The 21233-nt window shown below is 44.6% G+C and carries 18 protein-coding genes; 11 read left to right on the top strand and 7 right to left on the bottom strand.

Annotated elements, in window-relative coordinates; genetic code table 11:
* Nucleotides 1-24 precede the first annotated feature (24 nt).
* Nucleotides 25-1752: an AMP-binding protein gene (locus tag H0R92_RS12905; protein WP_432965671.1), complete on the bottom strand. Its 1728-nt coding sequence runs from the start codon at nt 1750-1752 to the stop codon at nt 25-27.
* A complete protein-coding gene (purA, locus tag H0R92_RS12900; protein ID WP_432965668.1) occupies nt 1736-2986 on the bottom strand; it encodes an adenylosuccinate synthase in 1251 nt (416 codons plus the stop codon). Before purA ends, H0R92_RS12905 begins: the two co-directional genes overlap by 17 nt.
* 227 nt (nt 2987-3213) lie before the next feature.
* On the opposite strand from purA, the gene H0R92_RS12895 reads away from it, so the two are divergent.
* Nucleotides 3214-3927 carry a FadR/GntR family transcriptional regulator gene (locus tag H0R92_RS12895; RefSeq protein WP_432965665.1) on the top strand — a complete coding sequence of 238 codons (714 nt, stop codon included), beginning with the start codon at nt 3214-3216 and terminating at the stop codon, nt 3925-3927.
* A 57-nt stretch (nt 3928-3984) separates the two neighbouring features.
* On the opposite strand, the gene eda is transcribed toward H0R92_RS12895, so the two are convergent.
* The 4 genes from eda to H0R92_RS12875 all read right to left on the bottom strand — a co-directional run bounded on the left by eda (nt 3985) and on the right by H0R92_RS12875 (nt 7288).
* Nucleotides 3985-4623, bottom strand: a complete 639-nt coding sequence (gene eda / locus H0R92_RS12890; RefSeq protein ID WP_432965662.1) for a bifunctional 4-hydroxy-2-oxoglutarate aldolase/2-dehydro-3-deoxy-phosphogluconate aldolase — start codon at nt 4621-4623, stop codon at nt 3985-3987.
* A gap of 63 nt (nt 4624-4686) precedes the next feature.
* Nucleotides 4687-5649, bottom strand: coding sequence for an NAD-dependent epimerase/dehydratase family protein (locus H0R92_RS12885; RefSeq protein WP_432965659.1), 963 nt, complete (start codon nt 5647-5649; stop codon nt 4687-4689).
* Between the two features lie 28 nt (nt 5650-5677).
* Nucleotides 5678-6469 carry an acetoacetate decarboxylase family protein gene (locus H0R92_RS12880; protein ID WP_432965656.1) on the bottom strand — a complete coding sequence of 264 codons (792 nt, stop codon included), beginning with the start codon at nt 6467-6469 and terminating at the stop codon, nt 5678-5680.
* Between the two features lie 24 nt (nt 6470-6493).
* Nucleotides 6494-7288: an acetoacetate decarboxylase family protein gene (locus H0R92_RS12875; protein WP_432965653.1), complete on the bottom strand. Its 795-nt coding sequence runs from the start codon at nt 7286-7288 to the stop codon at nt 6494-6496.
* 333 nt (nt 7289-7621) lie between these two features.
* Between H0R92_RS12875 and H0R92_RS12870 the strand changes: the two genes are divergently transcribed.
* The 8 genes from H0R92_RS12870 to rsmG all read left to right on the top strand — a co-directional run bounded on the left by H0R92_RS12870 (nt 7622) and on the right by rsmG (nt 15946).
* Nucleotides 7622-9037, top strand: coding sequence for a gluconokinase (locus H0R92_RS12870; RefSeq protein WP_432965651.1), 1416 nt, complete (start codon nt 7622-7624; stop codon nt 9035-9037).
* A 98-nt stretch (nt 9038-9135) separates the two neighbouring features.
* A complete protein-coding gene (locus tag H0R92_RS12865) occupies nt 9136-10212 on the top strand; it encodes a Gfo/Idh/MocA family protein (RefSeq protein WP_432965649.1) in 1077 nt (358 codons plus the stop codon).
* Between the two features lie 13 nt (nt 10213-10225).
* Nucleotides 10226-11518, top strand: coding sequence for a lactate racemase domain-containing protein (locus H0R92_RS12860; protein ID WP_432965646.1), 1293 nt, complete (start codon nt 10226-10228; stop codon nt 11516-11518).
* Between the two features lie 13 nt (nt 11519-11531).
* On the top strand, nt 11532-12497 hold the full coding sequence (locus H0R92_RS12855; RefSeq protein ID WP_432965643.1) for a phosphoglycerate dehydrogenase: 966 nt from the start codon (nt 11532-11534) through the stop codon (nt 12495-12497).
* A 105-nt stretch (nt 12498-12602) separates the two neighbouring features.
* Nucleotides 12603-13391, top strand: a complete 789-nt coding sequence (locus H0R92_RS12850; protein WP_432965640.1) for a 16S rRNA (uracil(1498)-N(3))-methyltransferase — start codon at nt 12603-12605, stop codon at nt 13389-13391.
* On the top strand, nt 13388-14194 hold the full coding sequence (locus H0R92_RS12845) for a hypothetical protein (RefSeq protein WP_432965637.1): 807 nt from the start codon (nt 13388-13390) through the stop codon (nt 14192-14194). The genes H0R92_RS12850 and H0R92_RS12845 overlap by 4 nt, the downstream gene beginning before the upstream one ends.
* Nucleotides 14181-15173, top strand: coding sequence for a hypothetical protein (locus H0R92_RS12840; RefSeq protein WP_432965634.1), 993 nt, complete (start codon nt 14181-14183; stop codon nt 15171-15173). The genes H0R92_RS12845 and H0R92_RS12840 overlap by 14 nt, the downstream gene beginning before the upstream one ends.
* Nucleotides 15170-15946: a 16S rRNA (guanine(527)-N(7))-methyltransferase RsmG gene (rsmG, locus tag H0R92_RS12835; protein WP_432965631.1), complete on the top strand. Its 777-nt coding sequence runs from the start codon at nt 15170-15172 to the stop codon at nt 15944-15946. The genes H0R92_RS12840 and rsmG overlap by 4 nt, the downstream gene beginning before the upstream one ends.
* Nucleotides 15947-16049: 103 nt before the next feature.
* On the opposite strand, the gene H0R92_RS12830 is transcribed toward rsmG, so the two are convergent.
* Entirely contained in the window at nt 16050-17387 is a 1338-nt protein-coding gene (locus tag H0R92_RS12830; protein WP_432965629.1) for a tetratricopeptide repeat protein, read from the bottom strand.
* Between the two features lie 96 nt (nt 17388-17483).
* Between H0R92_RS12830 and H0R92_RS12825 the strand changes: the two genes are divergently transcribed.
* Nucleotides 17484-19073 carry a LysM peptidoglycan-binding domain-containing protein gene (locus H0R92_RS12825; protein ID WP_432965626.1) on the top strand — a complete coding sequence of 530 codons (1590 nt, stop codon included), beginning with the start codon at nt 17484-17486 and terminating at the stop codon, nt 19071-19073.
* Nucleotides 19074-19080: 7 nt separating this feature from the next.
* Nucleotides 19081-21126 carry a flagellar assembly lytic transglycosylase gene (locus tag H0R92_RS12820; RefSeq protein WP_432965623.1) on the top strand — a complete coding sequence of 682 codons (2046 nt, stop codon included), beginning with the start codon at nt 19081-19083 and terminating at the stop codon, nt 21124-21126.
* Nucleotides 21127-21233: the final 107 nt, after the last annotated feature.

Genomic DNA, 21233 nt, shown 5'->3' with positions numbered 1-21233 from the left:
CCGCGGCCGCAGGTTTAGGCATAATTATTTTTTTCCGCCGCTTCTCAGATTATACAAGTAACGCTTGATTTTTTGGCTTGCCGTTTTTTCAAAAGATTCGACCGTTTTTACCGAGCCTACTTTGGAAAAGCGGTTTACCTTATTGTTTACAAAAAACTTTATTTCCGAAAGTATTTCTTCCTGCTTGTACAAAATATTTTCTTTGATGTCTTCAACCGCTTGTCCGACTGAACCCAAAAGACCGCGGCTTTTTAATTTTTCTTCATCAAGCTGCACCAGGGCAACCAAGCCGTCGTCATCTTCGACTACAAGGGATTCTACAACGTCCGGATGCTGATTTAACACAAACTCGATATCTTCGGGGTAAATGTTTTCGCCGCCGGAGCCTAAAATCATATTTTTTAAGCGGCCCTTTAAAGCAAGCCACATGCCGTTGTGCAGTTCTCCCAAATCGCCCGTTTTAAACCAGCCGGGACCGCATTCGTCCTCTTCGGCGGTAAATACGGCGGCGGTTAATTCGGGCTCTTTATAGTAGCCCTTCATAACGTTGTCGCCGCGCGCAATAACTTCGCCGATTCCCGTTTCCGGATCGGGATTTAAAATACGCAGTTCTATACCCTGCATAATAGGGCCTATGGTGCCGGGCACCGTATTGGAAGGGCCGGAGCCTGCAAGCAAAGGGGAAGTTTCCGTAAGACCGTAACCGACCGCATACGGAAAGCGCGCGTCTTTCATAAAGATTTCGGCGGCGGGATCTATCTTCGCCCCTCCGATACCGAAAAACTTGATTCGGCCGCCGAACAGCTTTTTAAGCGAAATACCCGCAATGCGGTGAAAAAGTTTTTGATAAAAACGTTTGCGGTACAGTTTTTTGAGCGTATCGGTTTTTGTAAAAGTCGGAACGATTTTATTTTTATAAATCTTTTCCATTATCATCGGAACGCTCAACACGATTGTGGGGCGTATCTTTTTAAAAGCGGGTAAAAGGGTCGATACTGCAGGAGCGCGTTCCAAATAGTATACGCAGGCCCCGTTTAAAAACTGCATGACAAAGCCGATCGTAAATTCATACACGTGAGAAAGGGGCAAAAAGGACAGGCATTTGTCGAATTTATTTACGCGGTGTACGGTTTGACATTGAATGGCCGTAAACACGAGATTTTTATGCGACAATTCGACGCCTTTCGAGCGGCCGGTTGTTCCCGATGTGTAAATAATCGAGGCCGTGTCTTCTTCTTTTACGGTAACTTCCGGCGGGGATGCAAGACCGTTTGTGTACATGTCTATAGAGGAAGCATCGGCCGGAATATCTTTGCCGTTTTCCCGCAGTACGCGGTAGTCTTCCATGCGTATAATCGATTTTAAAACCGAAGCAGGGATTTTATCCAAGCGGCTTTTAAGCTTTTCGGAAACGATAATCACGGAAGCGCCTGCATGAGCAATGATGTTTTCAACTTCGGCTGCGGTAAAATCGGGCAAAAGGGGAACCGCAACGGCTCCCGAATTTACAATACCGAAATAAGCGGCACCCCAATTAGGGTCGCTCGTGCCGTATACGGCAACCCTGTCTCCGGAAGCGACTCCGAGGTGAAACAAAATGCGCGCCGCCTGAGCACTGCGTTCGGCTACTTGCGCATAGCTAAGCGGCGTTGAGTTTACAAACGAGAGGGCGGGGCGGTCTTTAAAGCATTCAATCGAGTGTTTAAAAAGCGCGGGAAAGGTATAAGAACCTAAATCATAAACCGTTACCATGTTCAGCTCCGCGGGTAAAGGGGTCAAGTCGCATAAAGGTGTCGGAGCGTTCGTAGCCGACGGATATAATGTTTACGGGGGTGCCGCAATAGTCTTCAATAAATTCGACATAAGAGCGCGCCTGCTCGGGAAGGTCGGCATAAGAACGGCAGTTTTTCAAAGAGGTTTTCCATCCTTTAAATTGTTCGAGAACGGGTTTTGCCTTATTTAAAGCGCCGATGTCGGCGGGAAAGTCGGTTACAATCTTTCCGTCTATATCGTAGGCAACGCATGCTTCTATACCGTCAAGCTCATCATAGATGTCGAGATGGGTAAGTACCAGGTCGGAAATCGAGTTTGTGCGGCATGCGTAGCGCAGGGCAACCAAATCCAAATAACCGCATCTGCGCGGTCTTCCCGTCGTAACGCCGTATTCGCGTCCGGTTTCTCTCACGTAATGATACAGTTCGCTTTGGGTCTCCGTATTGAATTCGGTAGGCATGGGACCGTTTCCGACGCGGGTCGAATAGGCTTTAAAAACACCCAATACGCGGTCTATATCGCGAGGCCCCATTCCCGCACCGACGGGGGCTCCCGAAGCGCAGGACATTCCCGACGACACATAGGGATAAGTTCCCGCATCCAAGTCGAGCAAAGCTCCCTGAGCGCCTTCAAGCAGTATCTTCTTCCCTTTGAGCCGATACATTTCGGCCGTTATATCGACTTTCATCTTTTCCAAACGTTCGATATAGGGTGCAATAAAGGCGCGGTCGGCTTCATCGAGTTCGGCCGTCTTTTCTTTCCAAAACAGGTCGGCTATGCGGATGCCGTCGCGCTCGGATTTCATGGAATAAGCGGTACCGATACCCCGTCCGGTTGTTCCGATGGGGTGCTTGCGCTCGCTGTCGCGTTTTTTATCGATTTCGCGGTAGCGGGGAAACACCAGATGGGCGCGGTCTGAAATAAACACCCGGCCTTCCCAGTCTATGCCGTTTTCTTTAAGCATAGCCAATTCGGTAAACAGGGCTGCAGGATCTATAACCATTCCCATACCCAAATAAACCGTTTTATCAGGATATAAGATACCCGAGGGGACCAAATGCAGGGCGTACTGTTTACCGCCGGTAACGATAGTATGACCGGCGTTTGCGCCGCCTGAATAACGGACAATCACGTCTGCCGAAGAAGCAAGGTAATCTACGATTTTTCCCTTGCCCTCATCGCCCCACTGGGCACCGATAACTACTGTATTCATAAAAACAGTATAGCACAGGATAAGCTTCCTGCATAGACTTGCAAAACAAAATAAACACATATAAAAAAAAGAGCTTATCCGATTTAAGACAAAAACCTTGACAACAGCTTAATATGCACTATATACTTTTTTCAGCACCCTGTTTATTCTTTGCGGCGGTTTAAAACGCCTTTGGCGGTTAAAACGCCCTTGTTAAAATTCATTATCGAGCCGGAATATACTTATTTATGAAAACAATCAAACAAATAAACGAAGAACAAAAATTAACCGATGTCGTAGAAGATAAAATCATTCGACTGATTATGCAAAACGATATGAAACCCGGCGACAAACTCCCTAACGAATATTTATTGGCACAAACGCTGGGGGTCGGCCGCAATACGCTCAGAGAAGCTATGACTCGGCTGGTTGCAAGAAATGTGCTGGAAATCAGGCAGGGCGCAGGAACTTTTATATCCGAAAAAAGAGGCGTTCCCAGAGATCCTTTGGGTTTGTCGTTTACTAAAAACGATACACAGGTGGCGCTGGATTTATTCGACGTGCGCCTTATGCTGGAGCCGCAAGTCGCGGCTTTGGCTGCAAAAAATGCCAAACCGAAAAACATTCATAAACTCGGCATGTTGTGTGAAGAAGTGGAAAAGCATATTGAAGCCGGCGAAAGCTATTATACGGGAGATGAAGCTTTTCATACCTGTATTGCCGAATGCAGCGGTAATACCATTTTAAAAACGCTCATTCCTATTTTAGTTTCGTCAATTTATATGACGACAAGTTCAACCGGAGATAAATTTCGGGAAAACACCTACCGTGAGCATAGAAAAATTTTGAATGCAATCAAACGCAGAGATACGATAGGTGCAAGCACGGCAATGACGGAGCATTTAAATACAAGCAGAGAATATTTAGCCGTAAAATTGCAGGAAAAAAGAAAGGACGAGTAAAACCCGTCCTTTGCACATTACCGTTTTATGTTTAACCAAAGAAACTGCCCGAAAATTTCAGTTTTTGGACAATCCCGCTATCAATTCTACGGCTTCTTTCGTAAGCTGCGTAATTTCGCCGAATTTTCCTTCGCCAATCAGTTTGGAGCCGACCATCCAGCTTCCGCCGCAAGCCGTAACGCCGCTGTAGTTCAAATACTCGGCCAAATTATCTTTATTTATGCCGCCGGTAGGCATAAAGCGTATGTTCGGGAAAGGACCGTTTAAAGCTTTAATTGTTTTTAAACCGCCGTATTGCGATGCCGGAAAAAATTTAAGCACGGGCAAATCATATTCCAAGGTTTGCATAATTTCCGTAGGCGTACATACACCCGGAAAAACGGGAAGCCCTTGTTTTATAGCGGCCTCCGTTATTTTTTTCGAAAAACCCGGCGTTACAATAAATTTTGCGCCGGCATCTGCTGCCGCAGCAACTTGTTCGATTTTGGTAACGGTTCCCGCACCGACAAGCATATCGGGGCGCTCTTTGCTTATTATACGGATTGACTCCTCCGCTGCGGAGGTACGGAACGTAATTTCCGCCACGGGAAGCCCGCCTGCAATCAATGCATCCGCCAAGTTAAGGGCATCGGAAACATTGTTAAGCGCTACAACGGGAACCAAACGATGACTTTCTATTTTTTCATATATAGTCATTTTTTTCTCCTGTGTGAATTGATACTTTGATTATATCACCGCTTTACAGATTATACCACTGCTTTATACCGGAGGCAAATTATTTTTTTTACGGATAAGGTTTATCGTTTCGCGTACCCCTTCAAACACCGAATATTTACATTTAAAACCGAGTTCTTTTTCGGCACTGCTTGTATCCAAATTATATGCCGAACCGAATACTTTGCCCGGTTTTAATGTAATGAGCGCGTCGGGAAGCAAGGATAATACATAGTCGCGCACGTGTGAAATGGGAGTGATATCGCCGCCTATAAAAAAGTTCCGGCTTTTCGGATTCGGGCACTGACAGGCAATAACGGTTGCCCGTGCCGCATCTTCAACGTAAAGCCAACAGGGGGCGGTATCTCCGGCATCGACTTCTCCGGGCAGCCCTTCTGCAGGGTTGTTTATAAGATTTGTAACGTATTGCGCCAGCCCGCGCATCCGTGCAATGCCGAACACCATTCCGTACCGCAAGCCTATAGCTTCAAGACCGAAACGATTATAATACAACTCTCCCATACATTCGCAAAACGCTTTGGTTGCACCGTAAACCGTTGCGGGCTTTAAAAGAGCGTCGTTCGGTACCGGTTTTTCACCGTATAAGCTGCGGTATACGTCTTCGGGGGCATAAACGCTGGAAGAACTTGCCCACACTACCCGTTTGATACCCGCCGCCAAGGCAGCTTCAAAAATGTTTATTGTGCCCAATATATTGACACGTACCGCCTCCGAGCGGTCGTCTTCACCGGCTGCACCTAAAAGCGCGGCAAGATGAATAATAACGTCAATGCGGTTTTCTTTGAGTATGCGGATTAAAACATCTTTGTCGTCTACACCGCCTTGAATGATTTTAATTTGCGCTATTTCTTCCGGGGAAAGAACCTGTTCTATAGACGTTTTATTCGGATACAAATCATAGGCGACGGGATTGTGCCCCTGCCGTTTCAACTGTCGTATAATATGGCTTCCTATAAAGCCGCAGCCGCCGGTAACAAGATAATTCATAAAAGCCTCTTATGGAATTTAATTACAATTAAATTAAACGTTTGACAATGCGCCGGTCTTCCACCGCCCAACCGCCGCCGTAAACATCGGAAACCGAATAATGTGCGGAAAGCACTTCCGGTTCCAAATCGGTAACGGCATCGTATTCGGATGCGTGTAAGTTCATCTTTATGCGTCCGGGAACGGGAGGCGCATATTCCAAAGGAGCTTTTCTGTAAACGACGTCGGCATAAACCGTTTCGTTTTTTTCAGGATGCGGAAGACGCCGCACGTGAAGTTCTCCTGCCGGCTGATCTTTACCGTCGCCCAACAAAATAACGGGAGCCGTCGGATCCGGAACGAATTCGAATTCGGCTATCGGAAAGCCCCGTCTGTTAACCCAGCCGGAAATCGAACCGTCCGCCTGCTCGTTAAAACCGTACGTACAGTCTTTTTTTGTGTATCCGCACACTTCTCGGCCGTTTACTATACCCATAGGATCGGCGGTAAACATATACAAATGATTATGTGCATACAAGCCTTCATAACGTACACCTATAGTTACCATCAAATCGAAGGTTTGCATACAATGATAGGACATCGTATGGCCGGGCGATGCCATAAATTGAAAAGCTACACGGTCGTTGACGATTTCGAAAGGCATAGGGGGGCTGCCTGCAGCAAACAATTTTTTGAGTTTGTCTTTATTTACCCGTGTCATTACAACAAGCGTATGCAATTCGCAGCCCCACTCTATCGGATGTGCCGGCGACCACGGCGGATTGACGCCGCAATTTTCATCCAATTTATATTCTCCGAACATATCTCTGTTTTTACTCATAATTTTATCCTCCACATAACAATCTTACACCAGTTTTTTTACCAATTTTCTGCCGGTATTGTTCATCGTTCCGTCATAACCTTCAAAAACTTTAAAAGAAGCACAAAGTATTTCAGGTTCGAGTTCTTTTAAAGAATCGTATTCGGAACCGTACAGATTCATTACCGCTTGTCCGGTTGTGACGGAGGAAATCTTTACAGGAATATTTTGGTATACGATATCCGCATAAACCGTACCCACCTTTGAAAAATCCGACACGCGGCGTACATGCAGTTCTCCTTCGGGCTGCTTATCGCCGTCAACCAACGACATAAGAGGCGCTGCCGAATCGGGGGTAAAAGAAAAATCGGCTATAGGATATCCGCGCCGATTTACCCAACCCCTTATACGTCCGCCGGCTTCTTCCGTAAATCCGTATCTGCAATCTTTTTCGGGAAAGCCCAACACTTCTCGTCCGGCCATTATCATAAGAGTGTCCGAATTGTACATATGAAGATATGTATGTGCAAAATAATTTTCAAATCGAACGGCAGCGGTTACCAGCATGTCGAACATACAATCGTTATGATAAGACATCGTATGTTTTTGCGAAGTAACAAATTGAAACGCTACGCGGTCTCCGACAACTTCAAACGGAGTTGCAACACTGCCTTTTGCAAACATCGCTTCTATCTTTTTAGGGTTAACACGGGTCATTACTTCGACCATACGCACAGAAGAACACCCCCATTCTTTAGGATATGTGGGTGAATAAGGCGGATTGACGCCGCCGTTTATGTCCGTTTTATACGCTCCGAACATTTTTGATTTATCACTCATATGGATACCTCCGTATTTTGACACATAAGGTGTATCGTTTAATACACAATCAGTATAAGGTCATAGGATGAATATGTCAATTATTTTTACATATAAAACGACATAAATAAATGGGAATTTGCTGAATCGGCTTGAAAATTGAATTTTTATGCATTTATTCATCGTTTAACGATCTTTTTCTCGTTGTTTTCCAATGATTTTCTTGATAAAGTTCGAATTTTTAAGCAAATTACGGATTTTTCGGCAGTATTCCATAAAATTTGTTGACAAAAGTCATCCTATGGATTTACTATATGAGCATACAGCTTGAAGATTGTGTTGCCGGAGGATATTATGGAGATATTAGTACTTGAAGCAAGCACCTCATCCGCAAAGGCAATGCTGTATCATACTGCCGATAACAGCTTTGAGATTGCCTGTCAAGCTTATGATAAAAACTGCGGAAACGGAGCGGTTCAAAACGCCGAAGCCGTATACGAAAGCATGATTTCTGCGGGCAAAAAATTATTGTCGGGACGGCACGTCGATATCATTACTTTGTGCGGCGTATGGCATTCGGTTATGTTGTGCCGAAAAGATATGAAGCCCGCTTCTCCCGTTTATCAGTGGACATACGGCGGTGCAAAGGAACTGTGTTCAAAGCTTCGCTCGGACAAAGACTATCCGAATACATACTATCAAAAAACGGGATGTATGGTAAACGCAGTATATCCTTTTTTTAAGCTGCTTTTAATGAAAGAGCAAGGCATTAATCTATCCGAATATTATATACACGGACAGGGCAGCTACAACACGTACCGTATGACGCATAAAAGGGTATTAACCGATTGCATGGCTTCGGGCAGCGGTTTATTAAACATACATACGAAAAACTTTGATACGGATTTGCTTACAGAACTCGGAGTGTCTGCCGAACAGTTCGGAAATCTTACGCAATACAACAGTATACATCCTCTTTGTAAGGAAGCGGCCGCAGCACTCGGTGTAAAAGAAGGAATCCCCGTAATTTCTGCAAACCCCGACGGAGGTTTAAATCAAGCGGGTGAAGGAGCTTTGCGTAAGGGGGTTATGACTTTTTCGGTAGGAACAAGCGGCGCAATCCGTTTGAGTACCGCACAGCCGGCCTTACCGGACAAACCTTCTACATGGTGCTATCTTTCTTTAAAAAACTGGCTTTCGGGAGCGGCAACAAACGGCTGCGGTATTTGTATAGACTGGTTTTACAATCAAGTAAATAAAAAAGTCCTTTCTTATACCGAATTGGAACAAAACACCGGTATTACGGAACATTCTCCCGCTTTTTTGCCCTTTATTTTCGGCGAACGCTGCCCCGGATGGAATGATGAGCGAAAAGGCGGCTTTGCCGGCCTTGCCCCCGATCACGGACTTCAGGATATGTATCTTGCGGTTCAAGAAGGCGTGCTCTTTAATTTATATCAATGTTATCGTATATTAACGGACTTAAACGGAAGTCCGGAACACATACGATTATCGGGAGGCATATTGCATTCCGAAAAATGGACACAAATGTGTGCCGATATTTTTAACCATGAAATGGAAATCGGCTACTCCGAACACGGATCGCTTTTGGGCGGTGCAGTAGTTGCAATGGAAGCACTGGGCATACTTGATGACGTGCAAAATTATCGGCCGGACATACGGCATAAAGTTCAGCCCGATGAAAAAAAACGGGCATTGTATGAAAAAAGATTTCAAAGATATGAAGCCTTGTATAACACGGGCTTTTAATATGAAAAATAATTAAAAATCATCGTATCGAAGGACTTTGATTGTAGAAATTTTCGGCGATACGTGATAGGTATTAAAAAGAATGTGAGGTATTTTGTATGGAACCGATTAAAACTGCGATTATAGGATGCGGAAAAGTGGCCGCCGCACATGCCAATTCATATAACAATATAGAAAATGCGTCTTTAACGGCGGTTTACGATGTTATGCCCGAAAAAGCAAAAGCCTTTGCAGATACATATAAGGTAAAAGCTTATTGCGACCTTACGGCAATGATAAAAGAGGAAGGGATTCAAGCGGTCAGTATTTGTACCCCGCACCCTTTTCACGCTAAAACTTGTGTAGAAGCCGCCGATCAAGGCTGTAACGTTATAGTTGAAAAACCCTTTGCCGTAAGTAAAAGCGATTGCCGTATGATGATAGAAGCGGGAAAACGCAACAATGTAAAAATAGGTTCGCTGTTTCAGCGGCGTTTTTACGAACCCTGCAAAAGGATGAAACAAGCTATTGCGGAAGGTAAAATCGGTAAACCCGTATTGGGAGATGTAACGATGCTCGGCTGGCGGGATGAAAAATACTATGCGTCGGATCCATGGCGGGGTACGTGGAAGGGTGAAGGCGGCGGAGTGCTTCCGACGCAAGCTTGTCATCAATTGGATTTACTGCTTTGGTTTATGGATGATGAAATAGATGAAGTATACGGAGTGTGGCGCAATTTTAATCATCCGTATATAGAGGTGGAAGATACGGCGGTTGCAATCATCAAATTTAAAAGAGGGGCGCTTGCGACCGTTACGGCAAGCAATTCACAAAACCCCGCCCAATACGGGAAGGTCAGAGTACACGGAGATAACGGCGCCTCTGTAGGCGTTCAAACCGACGGCGGTTCCATGTTTATTGCAGGAATGACCTCCATAACGGAAGCTCCTTTTAACGATATGTGGACAATTGCGGGGGAAGAACATTTAAAAGAAAAATGGAAACAGGAAGATGAAAAAATCTTTTTTGCACATAATCCGACCGAATACTATCACCAATTGCAATTACAGGATTTTATCGATGCCGTGCAAAAAAACAAAGAACCCTTGGTAAAGGGGGAAGACGGAGAAAAATCGGCGAGGCTTTTGGAAGCGATTTATGAAAGCTCCGCCGCGGGAAAACCCGTCCGTTTTTAAACAAGGGGGAAATGTGACAACCGCGCAATTTTACGAAGATTTGCTTTCCGCCGTATCTATTCCGCGATTTGTAAAAGTACATCAACGCATGGAAGATACGCATGTGGAAAATCCGTATACGGCAACGGTAGAGGCAATTCATAAATGCGAAAATTTTCCGAAAATCAAGCAGGGAGATTCGGTGTGTATAGCCTGCGGTTCAAGAGAAATTGCACATTTAAAAGAAATTGTGCGGGCTGCGGTCGATACGGTAAAAGCCATGGGCGGAAATCCTTTTTTAATTCCGGCGATGGGTTCCCACGGCGGAGCGACCGCTGAAGGACAAAAAGAAATTTTATTGACCTATAAATTGACCGAACATGAAGTCGGCGCCCCTATCCGCTCTTCAATGGAAACGGTGGAAATAGGAAAAACGGCAGAAGGTCTTGCCGTCCGTATCGATAAATATGCTGCCGCAGCGGACCTTATCATTTTGGCGGCACGGATTAAACCCCATACCGATTTCCGCGGACCGGTGGAAAGCGGTATTATGAAAATGATTTCCATAGGAATGGGAAAACAATACGGTGCAAGCATTTGTCATTCGCTTGGGTTTCCGCGAATGTCGCAAAACGTCACGGATATTGCCAATGTTGTAATTGCAGCATTTCCTAAAATTACGGGAATAGGCATTATTGAAAACGCATACCATCACACACATTCGATAACCGTACTTTCGGGCAGCCGGATAAGTGAAAAAGAACCCCATCTTCTTGAAAAAGCAAAATCGCTTATGCCTAAAATTCCCTTTGAAAAATGCGATGCGCTTTTTGTAAATGAAATAGGAAAAAACATAAGCGGGCCGGGTATGGACCCGAATATAACGGGACGTTCCGCATTTATGGGGCGTTCCGCACCCGATTTTGACGGTATTGCCGTTTTTAACTTAACCGAAGAATCGCATCACAACGCAAACGGCATAGGCAATGCGGATGTAACGACCGAACGAGTATACCGGAATTTCGACATGCGCTCAACCTATGCCAATTCCATTACATGCATGGATCCGTTCAGCGTCAAGATTCCGGTCGTAATGCCGAATGATAAGCTGGCTATGAAATATGCACTCGGCATTGCTTACAAAGCCGATCCGATACATGGGCAGAAGGTTGTGTGGATTCGTAACACACTCAGTATGGACAGCTATATGATATCCGAAGGATTGCTTGATTCGGCACAAAAAATTAAAAACTTAAAAATCATGTCCGAACCGCAGGAAGTGCCGTTCGATTCAAACGGAAACATTATTCAGCCCGATTGGACGTAAGGAGAACTTTTTTATGAATACATATACCGTATTGGCAACGCCGCGCTCATTTGCCGCAAAAGACGATGCTCCGATAAAATTATTGGAACAAAACGGATGCAGGGTTATTCGTTTAAATCCGGCAGCGGGCAATTTACGAGAACAGCTTTTGGAACATTTACCCTCAGCCGATGCCGTTATCGCGGGTTTGGAAAACTACGATAAAGAACTTATCGCTGCCGCATCGAAGCTTAAAATTATATCCCGATACGGGGTAGGCTATGACAATGTGGATTTAAAGGCGGCAGCTCAAGCGGGTATCAAAGTTTCCATTACGCCGGGCGCAAACAGCAACTCCGTAGCGGACATGGCAATAACCCTTATGCTTTGTGCGGCACGAAACATTTGTCCTATGGACGCCGCCGTACGGGCGGGTAAAAAAGAAAAACCCGTATCCGGAGTGGAAATGTGGGAAAAAACGCTGGGCGTCGTCGGTACGGGAAAAATCGGAAAGGGCGTTATCGAACGTGCTTCAGGCTTTAGAATGAACATATTGGCGAGCGACACGTATAAAGATACGGACTTTATCGATTTATATAAGGGTAAATATGTAGATATTGATACTTTGTTTAAACAGTCCGATTTTATTTCCCTGCATGTTCCTTTAACGGATGAAACAAAAAACATAGTAAACAAAAAAAGGCTTTCTCTTATGAAACCCCGTGCCGTTTTGGTAAATACCGCAAGAGGCGGCCTTATCGACGAAGACGCCCTCTATACGGCACTTAAAGAAGGTTCTATAGGAGCGGCGGCTTTGGACGTTCTTGCACGTGATAATCCTGAGGAAAGTCCGCTTAGAACGCTTGACAATTGCATTATTACGCCCCATGCGGGAGCCGCAACCGCCGAAGCAAGCTACAATATGGGAATGACAGCCGCACAAAACGTGATAGACGTACTGGGCGGAAAAACCTGTACATACTTGGTAGAGCCGGATTAACCGTTTTTTACATCTCTTGCAAAACAAAATCACGCAGGGTATACTGCTAAAGGTACCGATTTACCCTAGGTGTTACCGTAGGCGAATCGGTATCTTTAAACACCGATGAATATTGTTTTGTTTTGCAAACGCGATAATTATTTTTTCCCTTTGAACGATGAGCGCACGCGCCATATATGCCGCATTCTCAAAAAAAAAGAGGGCGATACCTTTGAAGCGGGCATTGAAGGCGGTATGGCGGGGAAGGCGCGTATCGTATCTTTGAACGATGCGGGCTTGAGCTTTGACTTTACTCCCTTGAGCGACGGTAAACCCCTTTTCCCGCTGGAAATGATTGTCGGCTTTCCGCGTCCTATTCAGCTCAAGCGCCTGTTCCGCGATATGGCCGGCTTGGGCGTTTCCCGTATTTTGCTGTGCGGAACCGAAACGGGCGAAAAATCCTATATGGAATCGAAAATCGTCGAAAGGGGGGCCGCATACGAGGCGTTAAAAGACGGCAGCATTCAGGCGAAAAGCACTCATATTCCGAAGCTCGATATATTTGCATCCGTAAAAGACTGCCTTGCATCTCTTAACGCGGAAAAACACGCCGCCGGCCGAATTTCCGTGTGTTTGGATAACGTAAAAGCCGGCATGCCCTTGGGCAAATATATAAAAAATGGACTCGGTACACGGGACGGCTTCGCACGAAGCTGTGTGCCGAACGGGAAGGACTGCCCGTCAATCCTTGTGCGCGCGGCAATCGGAAGCGAAAGGGGCTGGAGCGATGCCGAACGTGAAGCTTTTCGCTCAGCCGGCTTTGAGCTTTGCTCGATGGGAAGCAGGGTTTTGCGCACCGAAACGGCCGCAACGGTATCGGCATCGATTATTTTGGAAGCATTGGGGGTTCTATGAACTGCGAACAGGTAAAAAACATTCTTTTATTCATAGAAAACACCGATTTGGATTTTGAAATGATTTTCAGCGGAAAAGAAAGCAAAAAGGTAAACGGCTTATATAAGCCCGAAACGCGCGAAATTATTTTGCACAATAAAAACTTTAAAACAGACAATCAGCTTGTCTATACGGCAATTCACGAGTACACGCATCATTTATTGAACGAAGTACACTTGCGGGAAAATGCCGGCTTAAAGCCGCCGCAATATGCGCGTTCTCACACCAACGCGTTTTGGGCGAAGTTTCATTCCCTGTTGGAAATTGCAGAAGAAAAGGGCTTGTATGTTATGGGGCTTGAAAACGCTCCGGAGCTTGCCGAATTGACCGAAAACATACGCAAAAACTATCTTGAAAAAAACGGTATTTTGATGCGGGAATTCGGCCGTCTTTTAGCCCGCGCGCATGAGCTGTGCATAGAAGCGAATATCCGCTACGAAGATTATATAGACCGCTGTTTAAAACTTCCGCGTCAAGCGGCGCGCAGTATCGTCAGCGTTTCGGCAGCCGATGTAAATCCTGCGGTCGGCTTTGAAAATATGAAAATGCTTGCTTCGGTGCGCAGCCCCGAAAAAAGAAAAGAAGCGCAGAACCTGCTTGAAGGCGGTCAAAGTCCCGATTCGGTACGCGCCCTTATGAAAAAAAAGGCCGACGATGTTGACGTTAAAACGCGCTTGGAAAAAGAAAAGGCGCGCCTTGAAAAAACAATCGGCATGTTGACAAGCCGCCTCGAAATGGTGGAGGAAAGCCTTGCAAATTTATAAAAACCGCCCTTTGTGCACGGCTCTTATGCCGTTCGGCTTTGCCCTTGTTTTAAACGCGGTTTGTGCAGTTCCCCTAAGAGCACAAAGTTCTTCTGCGGGTTTTACACAAAATATTCCGCCCGTAACCGCTCCTCAGGCCCCCGTTCCTCCTTCGGTAACGCCTCCTTCAATCAGTCCTCCCGTTTTAAACATGTCCGTACCGCAAAAACCAAAGCAATCGGTACCGGCGGCAAATCAAAAACCGCATAAAATCGGAGCCGGAGGAAAAATCTCCCCTTCTTTACCTACTGCATCCGACATAAGCGCCCTGTCGTCTTTACTCGGCAATCAAAATCCCTTTTCCATACAGGGACTTGCAGCATCGGGCGTTTTACCCGAAATGGAACTCGGTTCCGCTTCAACTCGGAATGCTGCCGGTTTTTACGGACAAAACGACACAGCGGTTTTGCTTCAAGCGATAATCGAAAAACTGGACACCCTGCAAAAAACGGTTGAACTCCAAAATGCCCCGCATGCCGGGACGGATCGCTCCGCTGCAAACCGCGGCAATGCGGGAGCCGCTTTACCGAAAAACGGAAACACACACACAAAAGGTACTGTTCAAAACGGCCGGATTTTACGCTTTATTGCGGGCAATTACAATATTTTGCCTTCATGTACTGCTATTTTTATATCGCAGCCCGAAACCGACGGAAGTTTTTTGCTTACCGGCGACCGCACATACCGCGCTTCCGATACGATATACGGCGAAACCTTTTACATGCTTTTTAAAGCGGCCGGCGCGGGCAATTTTAATGTAGCTTTCAGCCTTTCACAGCACACCGAAAATCCTCAATCGCTGTTGTATGCTTTAACGCGGGCACCGTTTTTACAAGCAGTACGTACGGGCAATCTTGTAACCATGCGCACGCTTACAGAAAATACACGTATCGATTTGCTGCTCGACATCGATTTTGATGCACGGGAGAAAAACCGATGAATAACCAGAACTCCGGCATGCAGGCACAGGTATCGAATCTTTTACATAAAGGATTGATTCAATTCGGTATAGACGACAGCGAGGCTGTGATTTTTGCAGAAAAACTGGGTCTTTATGTAAAAGAACTTGAATTATTCAATTCCGTATACGATTTAACCGCGGCAAAAAATAAAGAAGAAATCGAAGTGCGCCATATTTTAGACAGCCTTGCCGCCCGTACGGAATTGCTTAAACTTAAAGAAGCTATTTTGAAAAAAAAGCAAACACATAAAACAACAGCCGAAGATATGTTATCGGAGTCTGCGGCTTGTAAAAATACGACATCAAAAAAAGAAGACGATTTTGTCATAGCGGACATCGGAACGGGAGGCGGCTTACCCGGTATTCCTCTCGCAATTACTATGAGCGATACGAATTTTGTACTTGTCGAACGCATGAGTAAACGCTGCCTTTTTTTGGAAAACTGCGCCGCAGTCCTCGGCTTAAAAAATGTCCGCATAAAAAACATCGAAGCCGAAAGAATCGCACAAAATAGCTTCGACATTGCCGTGTTCAGAGCCTTCCGCCCGCTGGATAAAAAGATGCTCCGCATTTTGCTGAGGACTTTAAAAGAGGGCGGCTTTTTGGCAGCCTATAAGGCGAAAAGAGAAAAAATCGATGAAGAAATGGGTGCTGTGAGGCAGTTTGTAAACAACTTTGAAATTATTCCCTTACATGTGCCTTTTTTGGAAGAGCACGAACGCAACTTGGTGATTATTCCGAAAAAAAACTAACTGCGCCGCTGTGGAAAAAACAACAGCGCCCAACTCCGCTAAAGCTTGGTAAATATTTTTAACAGCTGCGCCGCTGTGGAAAAAACAACAGCGCCCAACTCCGCTAAAGCTTGGTAAATATTTTTAACAGCTGCGCCTTGTCCACCAAATCAATGGGGCGGCCTTCAACGAATTTTTTAGCATCATCCGAATAGGTTCCTGCGGTAATGCAAATACCCCGTCCGGCTTTTAAATCGCGAATACGTCCGTGAAAATCCCGGATATACAATTCCCCTGTGGAACCCGTATTCCGATAAAAGCGGAATACAACGGAATCCTCCCATTTTACGGTTTCTATCTCCGTTTGAATTTCGGCAACATCGGGTTTGGCATCTACCGAAAGAATTCTAACCGTCGCCTTTGAATAAAACACGGAAACGATTTTTCGGCATAATGCTACAAAGTCGCTGTTTGTAGCCATTAAATATGTTTTAAGCGTATTGTTTTGACTTAATTCCTGATACCGGCTGATAAGTGCACGTACATCCTTATATCCCGGTACCGTTATTTGGATTGTTTGCAGCAAATTTAAAGCTTTTACCATATCGTTTTCCTGCAAATAAATCTGCGCTAAATTATAACGTATTTGAGTAAGCACATCCAAGGGCGCTTCGGTATGCTTTAAGCCTATTTCATAATCCTGAATAGCTTGGGCATTTTGATTGGAAAAAGAATGAATGCCTCCTGCTAAAAGACAGGAGCGAGCGCCGTATTCCGGATCGGCACGCAAATGCATAAAAACCTTTAGGGCTTTATCGCCCATACTGCAGGCATGCATGGAATCGGCCATGGAAAACAAAAGTTCTTTGCTTTCCGGCTTTGCATCCAAAGCGCGTTTTAGATACGGAAGCGCTTCACGGAATAAACGGCCCTTGTATAGAGAAAGCCCCAAATATTCAAATAATTCGGGAACATCTTTGCCCGAAGACGCCGCCTTTTTAAAAAACGGCACGGCTTTATCATAATCCTTATTAAGATAAAAAGCTTGTCCCAAATAAAAATTGGTTTCAAAATTATCCGGCTCTTTACGGCGGGCAACGGAAAGAGATTTAAGAGCTTCCGCCAATTTTCCGAGCTTTACGGAGCATATGCCTAAACGCAATGCCGTTTGAAAAACATCTATTTCAGGATACACCGGTATGATTTCGGCAATTGTAGTCAGCAAAGGAAAGGCTTTTTCCCATTGCTGCTCTTTATAGTATAAATCACTCAGCGGAAGAAGGGCGGAAGGATCGCGCGGATCCTGTGAAAGCCTTTTTTCGGCAGTACGAATGATTGAAGAGCGGCTTTTAGGTTTTTGCTTTTTTTGCCGAGAATTCTTAGAAGACAATAAAACAAGAATAAGTGCAACCGCCGCACAAGATGCCGCAATTCCAATTAATATAGGAAATAATGAATCCATATAAGACATTATGACCGTGATTAAGTATAATGTCAAGAAAGGAAAAATAACCATTGACAAGATTGCACAAGCATACTACGATTAGTAGAGGTCTATATGAGTAATAAAATTATCGGAATAAAACAAGCGGACGGATCTTTTTATCCTATTTTGCAGGATGGAAAAGCGGATAATAAAATGCTCGAGCTTACAACCGTAAGGGACGGACAAACTACCGTTCAAGTCAATCTGTACAAAAAAGAAATGGATAGTATAGATGAACCGGTTTATGTAGATACTCTGCTTATTGAAAATCTGATTCCTCACCCCAAAGAAGAGCCGACTATACATTTGGATATAAATCTTGATGAAGATAATGTGCTCACCGCAAAGGCTGTAGATCCTGAAACGGGTAACAGTTCGGACATTCGCGTATCATTGATAACCTTACCGGAAGCCGCCCTTGCAGCCGTTCCCGATTTTACCGTTACCGATGCCGAATCTTTTATCCAAAAAGAAGGCGAAGCCGCCCTTGCGGACGATACAATAGAAAATGCCGAGAATGCGGACGATTTTTCAGCCGACACGGCACAACTGAACGCTGCCGATATGAATACAATGTCTTTCGACATGCCCGATTTCGACGAAGCGGATGCTTTTTCCGTCAATACGGCGGAAAAAACCGAAAAAATACAAGAAACGGATACACAGATCGAAGATATTCCGGATTTTAACACCGATGAGTCGGACGATTTCGATATGTCCGTACCGGACGAAAATGAATCCGCAAAAGCGGATTCGGACAATTTCGATTTTGACTCTCTCGGCGATACACAAAACGCAAACACGGATGCCGAAAAAAATGAATCGGATGCAAGTATATCGTCATTCGATATGCCCGACTTTGACGAAAAAGATTCTTTTTCATCCTCAAATACTGAGGACGAATTCAGTTTGTATGATGAAACCGCGGATCAACATGAAATTTCTTTAAATATAGACCCCGACAAAGAAGAGGATACAAGTCCCGGCGGCTTTGACATGCCCGATTTTGATGCTGAAGATTTTTCATCGGATACACAAGAAACGGCCGAATCAAATCAAAATGATTTTTCGGCTTCCGATACGGCATTTGACCCGCCGCTTTTCGATGCGAAAGACGATACTGTACATACCGACGCCGATATGCACACACGGACAAAGGATCAGCCTCCCTTGTATGATTTGAATTTACCCGACGAAATAGATGAATCCGACCGTAAAAAAAAGTGCCGCATACCGATGCTTATATGTATCATTTGCGCAATATTGTGTATTCTTGCAGTTATAGGTATCTTTTTACGTTTTCCTTGGAAAAAACAGCAAGATACGGCGGCAAAAGACACACATATAGTTACCGTTGAACCGCCGGAGAACAAACCTCAAGCGGAAAACACAGCTCCGCCGGTTCCTGAAGAAAACACCATTGTCATAGTCGAAAAAGAAACGGTTGAAAAAAAAGAAGTTGTTCCTGAAAAAACGGTTCCGGCTCCCGAAACAAAACCGCAAGCGGTACGCTACCTTATAAAATGGGGAGATACACTCTGGGACCTTTCGGATACCTATTACCGGAACCCTTGGCTGTATCCGATTATTGCCCGTGAAAATAAAATCAAAAATCCCGATTTGATTATTGCAGGAACATATATTATCATTCCGCCTCGGTAGTAAATGTATGAGGTATGTAAAACTTTTTTTTCTCCTTGCTATACCGATTTCTCTTATAGCGTGTGCAAGCCGTAAATCCGATTTTTCCGCCAAAATGTATTTTGACGGTTTAAATGCACTGCACAAGGGTGACAACGACAAAGCGGTTTATTATTTCCGCAAAAGTCAAACGGAAGATACGTTTTTACCTGCAATTCTTTCAAAAGAAGAACTGATTCCTCTTTTGTATAAACAAGGCAATTACAATGAAATAATCGATTTAAGCCATCCGGAATCGACTACAAACCAGGAATCGGCACAACTGCAACCGGATTCGGCTTCCGATACCGATTTTTTTACAGACGCACTGCAAAAAAACAATCGCATCCGGCGTTTTCGGCTCGCATCCATGATTTATACCCAGCATCCGAATACCGAAACGGAACTTTTAAACGGGCTTTTTTCCGGCCCCTTTACTTCAGAAGATGTACGTCTTTTTGAAGATACGGATTTTGACGCTTTTTTTTCATCTTTAGACACTGCCGTTCAAAATCACATCCGCTTTAAAACCGCGCTTTATAGAAGAAACTATGCCAAAGCCCTTGATGTTTTAAAAAAACAAATATCCTCATATGATGCGGAGCTTACTGAAAACGAAGCGGAATTTTTTCTAAATGTGTTCGGACAAAGCATATCGGGATTGACGGAAGTATGCGCCGCCCTTCTTCACGGCAGCCGCAACAACACAGAACGGAATGTATATGCCCGGCAACTTATCGGCCTTTTGGACCGAGATTCGTTTGATACGGAAAAAAGGTTTTACCTACGCTTATATGCGGCGCGCCTATATGCCCGTACCGACACAACCGAAGCTTTTAAACAATTTGAAAGCGCAATTGAAAGCGCTCCGGACAAAATACTTTTCGATAAAGCGCTGTGGTACTATCTTGACAGCGCTCTAAAAGTATCCGGCCGAACAACCATAACCCTATTGCAAAAGTACGGCCCGCAATGGCATGATGCGTCTTATTTTGACGATGTACTCGAATTGTTATCTTACAACCTCCTTGCTTCGCGTAATTGGAAGGGTTATTACAGTGTATATGAAACCTTATCAGCCTACATGTCTGCCGAAACGCTTTCAAAATATGCTTTTATAGCCGGACGCCTTGCCGAAACGGGATTGCTTGCCGGCGATATGCCGAACGCGGATTATATGAAGGCATATAAAATATCTTATGAAAACTCCGAAGGCAGTTTGTATTATCGGCTTTTGGCGGCGGAACGTTTGGATATACCTTTCAGCGATATAGAAACTTCGCTTTTACACCGCAAAAAAAAGCAAAGCATTCCCCCGAATCCGCAAGCGGAACGCCTGCTTGCCGAATATATAAAACAGGGCTTTGAAGATAAACTGTATCCCGCTTTTTTTCGTTTTAAAGACTTTGTCGGTGAGGAAACGGCAATACGCGCAGCCAAAGTTTTAACCGAAAAAACATTTTATCCGGAAGCATTGCGAACCGCCGTATGGTCGTTCGGTAAAAGCGACGATCCTATAAAAAAAAGTCAACTTGAAATGCTTTACCCGCGTTTTTACGCAGATATTACGGAACGTTTATGTACGCAATATCAAATGCCGGAATATATCGTTTACGCACTTATAAGAAGCGAAAGTTTTTTTGATAAAAACATCAATTCAAGTGCCGGCGCCGTCGGTCTTACGCAGTTGATGAAAACGACGGCAAGCGACATTGCACGAAAACTGAAACTGCGCAACTATGATTTAACCGATGCGGCAACAAATATGGAATTCGGTGTTTTTTATCTTAACGAATTAATCGGCCGCTTAAACGGTTCGGTTTTGCTTGCTCTTTTTTCATATAATGCGGGTATTACAAAGGTTCGCCGTTGGAATACCGAATATCCCGAATTAAGCAAAGACCTTCTTTTGGAAGTTTTGCCCTATAAAGAAACACGCCAATACGGACAAAAAATACTTACCGCTGCGGCTTTATATGCATGTCTTTATTATAACAAAACCACCCACGATATTGTACGCGAAATTATGCAATAAAATAGAATTGACCGCGCAAATAAATTTTATAAACTTGCATTATTTCCTATATGGGTGTATCATTACATAACAAACAAGGAGGAACACTTAACATGAATAACAAAACA

This window comes from Treponema sp. OMZ 840 (assembly GCF_050937815.1).
Lineage (GTDB): Bacteria > Spirochaetota > Spirochaetia > Treponematales > Treponemataceae > Treponema_C.
Note: the sequence above shows the minus strand (reverse complement) of the source record. Positions and strands in the feature narration are given on the sequence as shown.

Excerpts from the sequence above, each read along its gene's own strand:
- H0R92_RS12880 (WP_432965656.1), bottom strand. The coding sequence starts at position 6,469 with ATGAGTAAAAACAGAGATATGTTCGGAGAATATAAATTGGATGAAAAT.
- purA (WP_432965668.1), bottom strand. The coding sequence starts at position 2,986 with ATGAATACAGTAGTTATCGGTGCCCAGTGGGGCGATGAGGGCAAGGGA.
- H0R92_RS12875 (WP_432965653.1), bottom strand. The coding sequence starts at position 7,288 with ATGAGTGATAAATCAAAAATGTTCGGAGCGTATAAAACGGACATAAAC.
- H0R92_RS12905 (WP_432965671.1), bottom strand. The coding sequence starts at position 1,752 with ATGGTAACGGTTTATGATTTAGGTTCTTATACCTTTCCCGCGCTTTTT.
- H0R92_RS12825 (WP_432965626.1), top strand. The coding sequence starts at position 17,484 with ATGAGTAATAAAATTATCGGAATAAAACAAGCGGACGGATCTTTTTAT.
- H0R92_RS12855 (WP_432965643.1), top strand. The coding sequence starts at position 11,532 with ATGAATACATATACCGTATTGGCAACGCCGCGCTCATTTGCCGCAAAA.
- H0R92_RS12870 (WP_432965651.1), top strand. The coding sequence starts at position 7,622 with ATGGAGATATTAGTACTTGAAGCAAGCACCTCATCCGCAAAGGCAATG.
- H0R92_RS12850 (WP_432965640.1), top strand. The coding sequence starts at position 12,603 with ATGAATATTGTTTTGTTTTGCAAACGCGATAATTATTTTTTCCCTTTG.
- rsmG (WP_432965631.1), top strand. The coding sequence starts at position 15,170 with ATGAATAACCAGAACTCCGGCATGCAGGCACAGGTATCGAATCTTTTA.
- H0R92_RS12845 (WP_432965637.1), top strand. The coding sequence starts at position 13,388 with ATGAACTGCGAACAGGTAAAAAACATTCTTTTATTCATAGAAAACACC.
- H0R92_RS12885 (WP_432965659.1), bottom strand. The coding sequence starts at position 5,649 with ATGAATTATCTTGTTACCGGCGGCTGCGGCTTTATAGGAAGCCATATT.
- H0R92_RS12895 (WP_432965665.1), top strand. The coding sequence starts at position 3,214 with ATGAAAACAATCAAACAAATAAACGAAGAACAAAAATTAACCGATGTC.
- H0R92_RS12820 (WP_432965623.1), top strand. The coding sequence starts at position 19,081 with ATGAGGTATGTAAAACTTTTTTTTCTCCTTGCTATACCGATTTCTCTT.
- eda (WP_432965662.1), bottom strand. The coding sequence starts at position 4,623 with ATGACTATATATGAAAAAATAGAAAGTCATCGTTTGGTTCCCGTTGTA.
- H0R92_RS12830 (WP_432965629.1), bottom strand. The coding sequence starts at position 17,387 with ATGGATTCATTATTTCCTATATTAATTGGAATTGCGGCATCTTGTGCG.
- H0R92_RS12865 (WP_432965649.1), top strand. The coding sequence starts at position 9,136 with ATGGAACCGATTAAAACTGCGATTATAGGATGCGGAAAAGTGGCCGCC.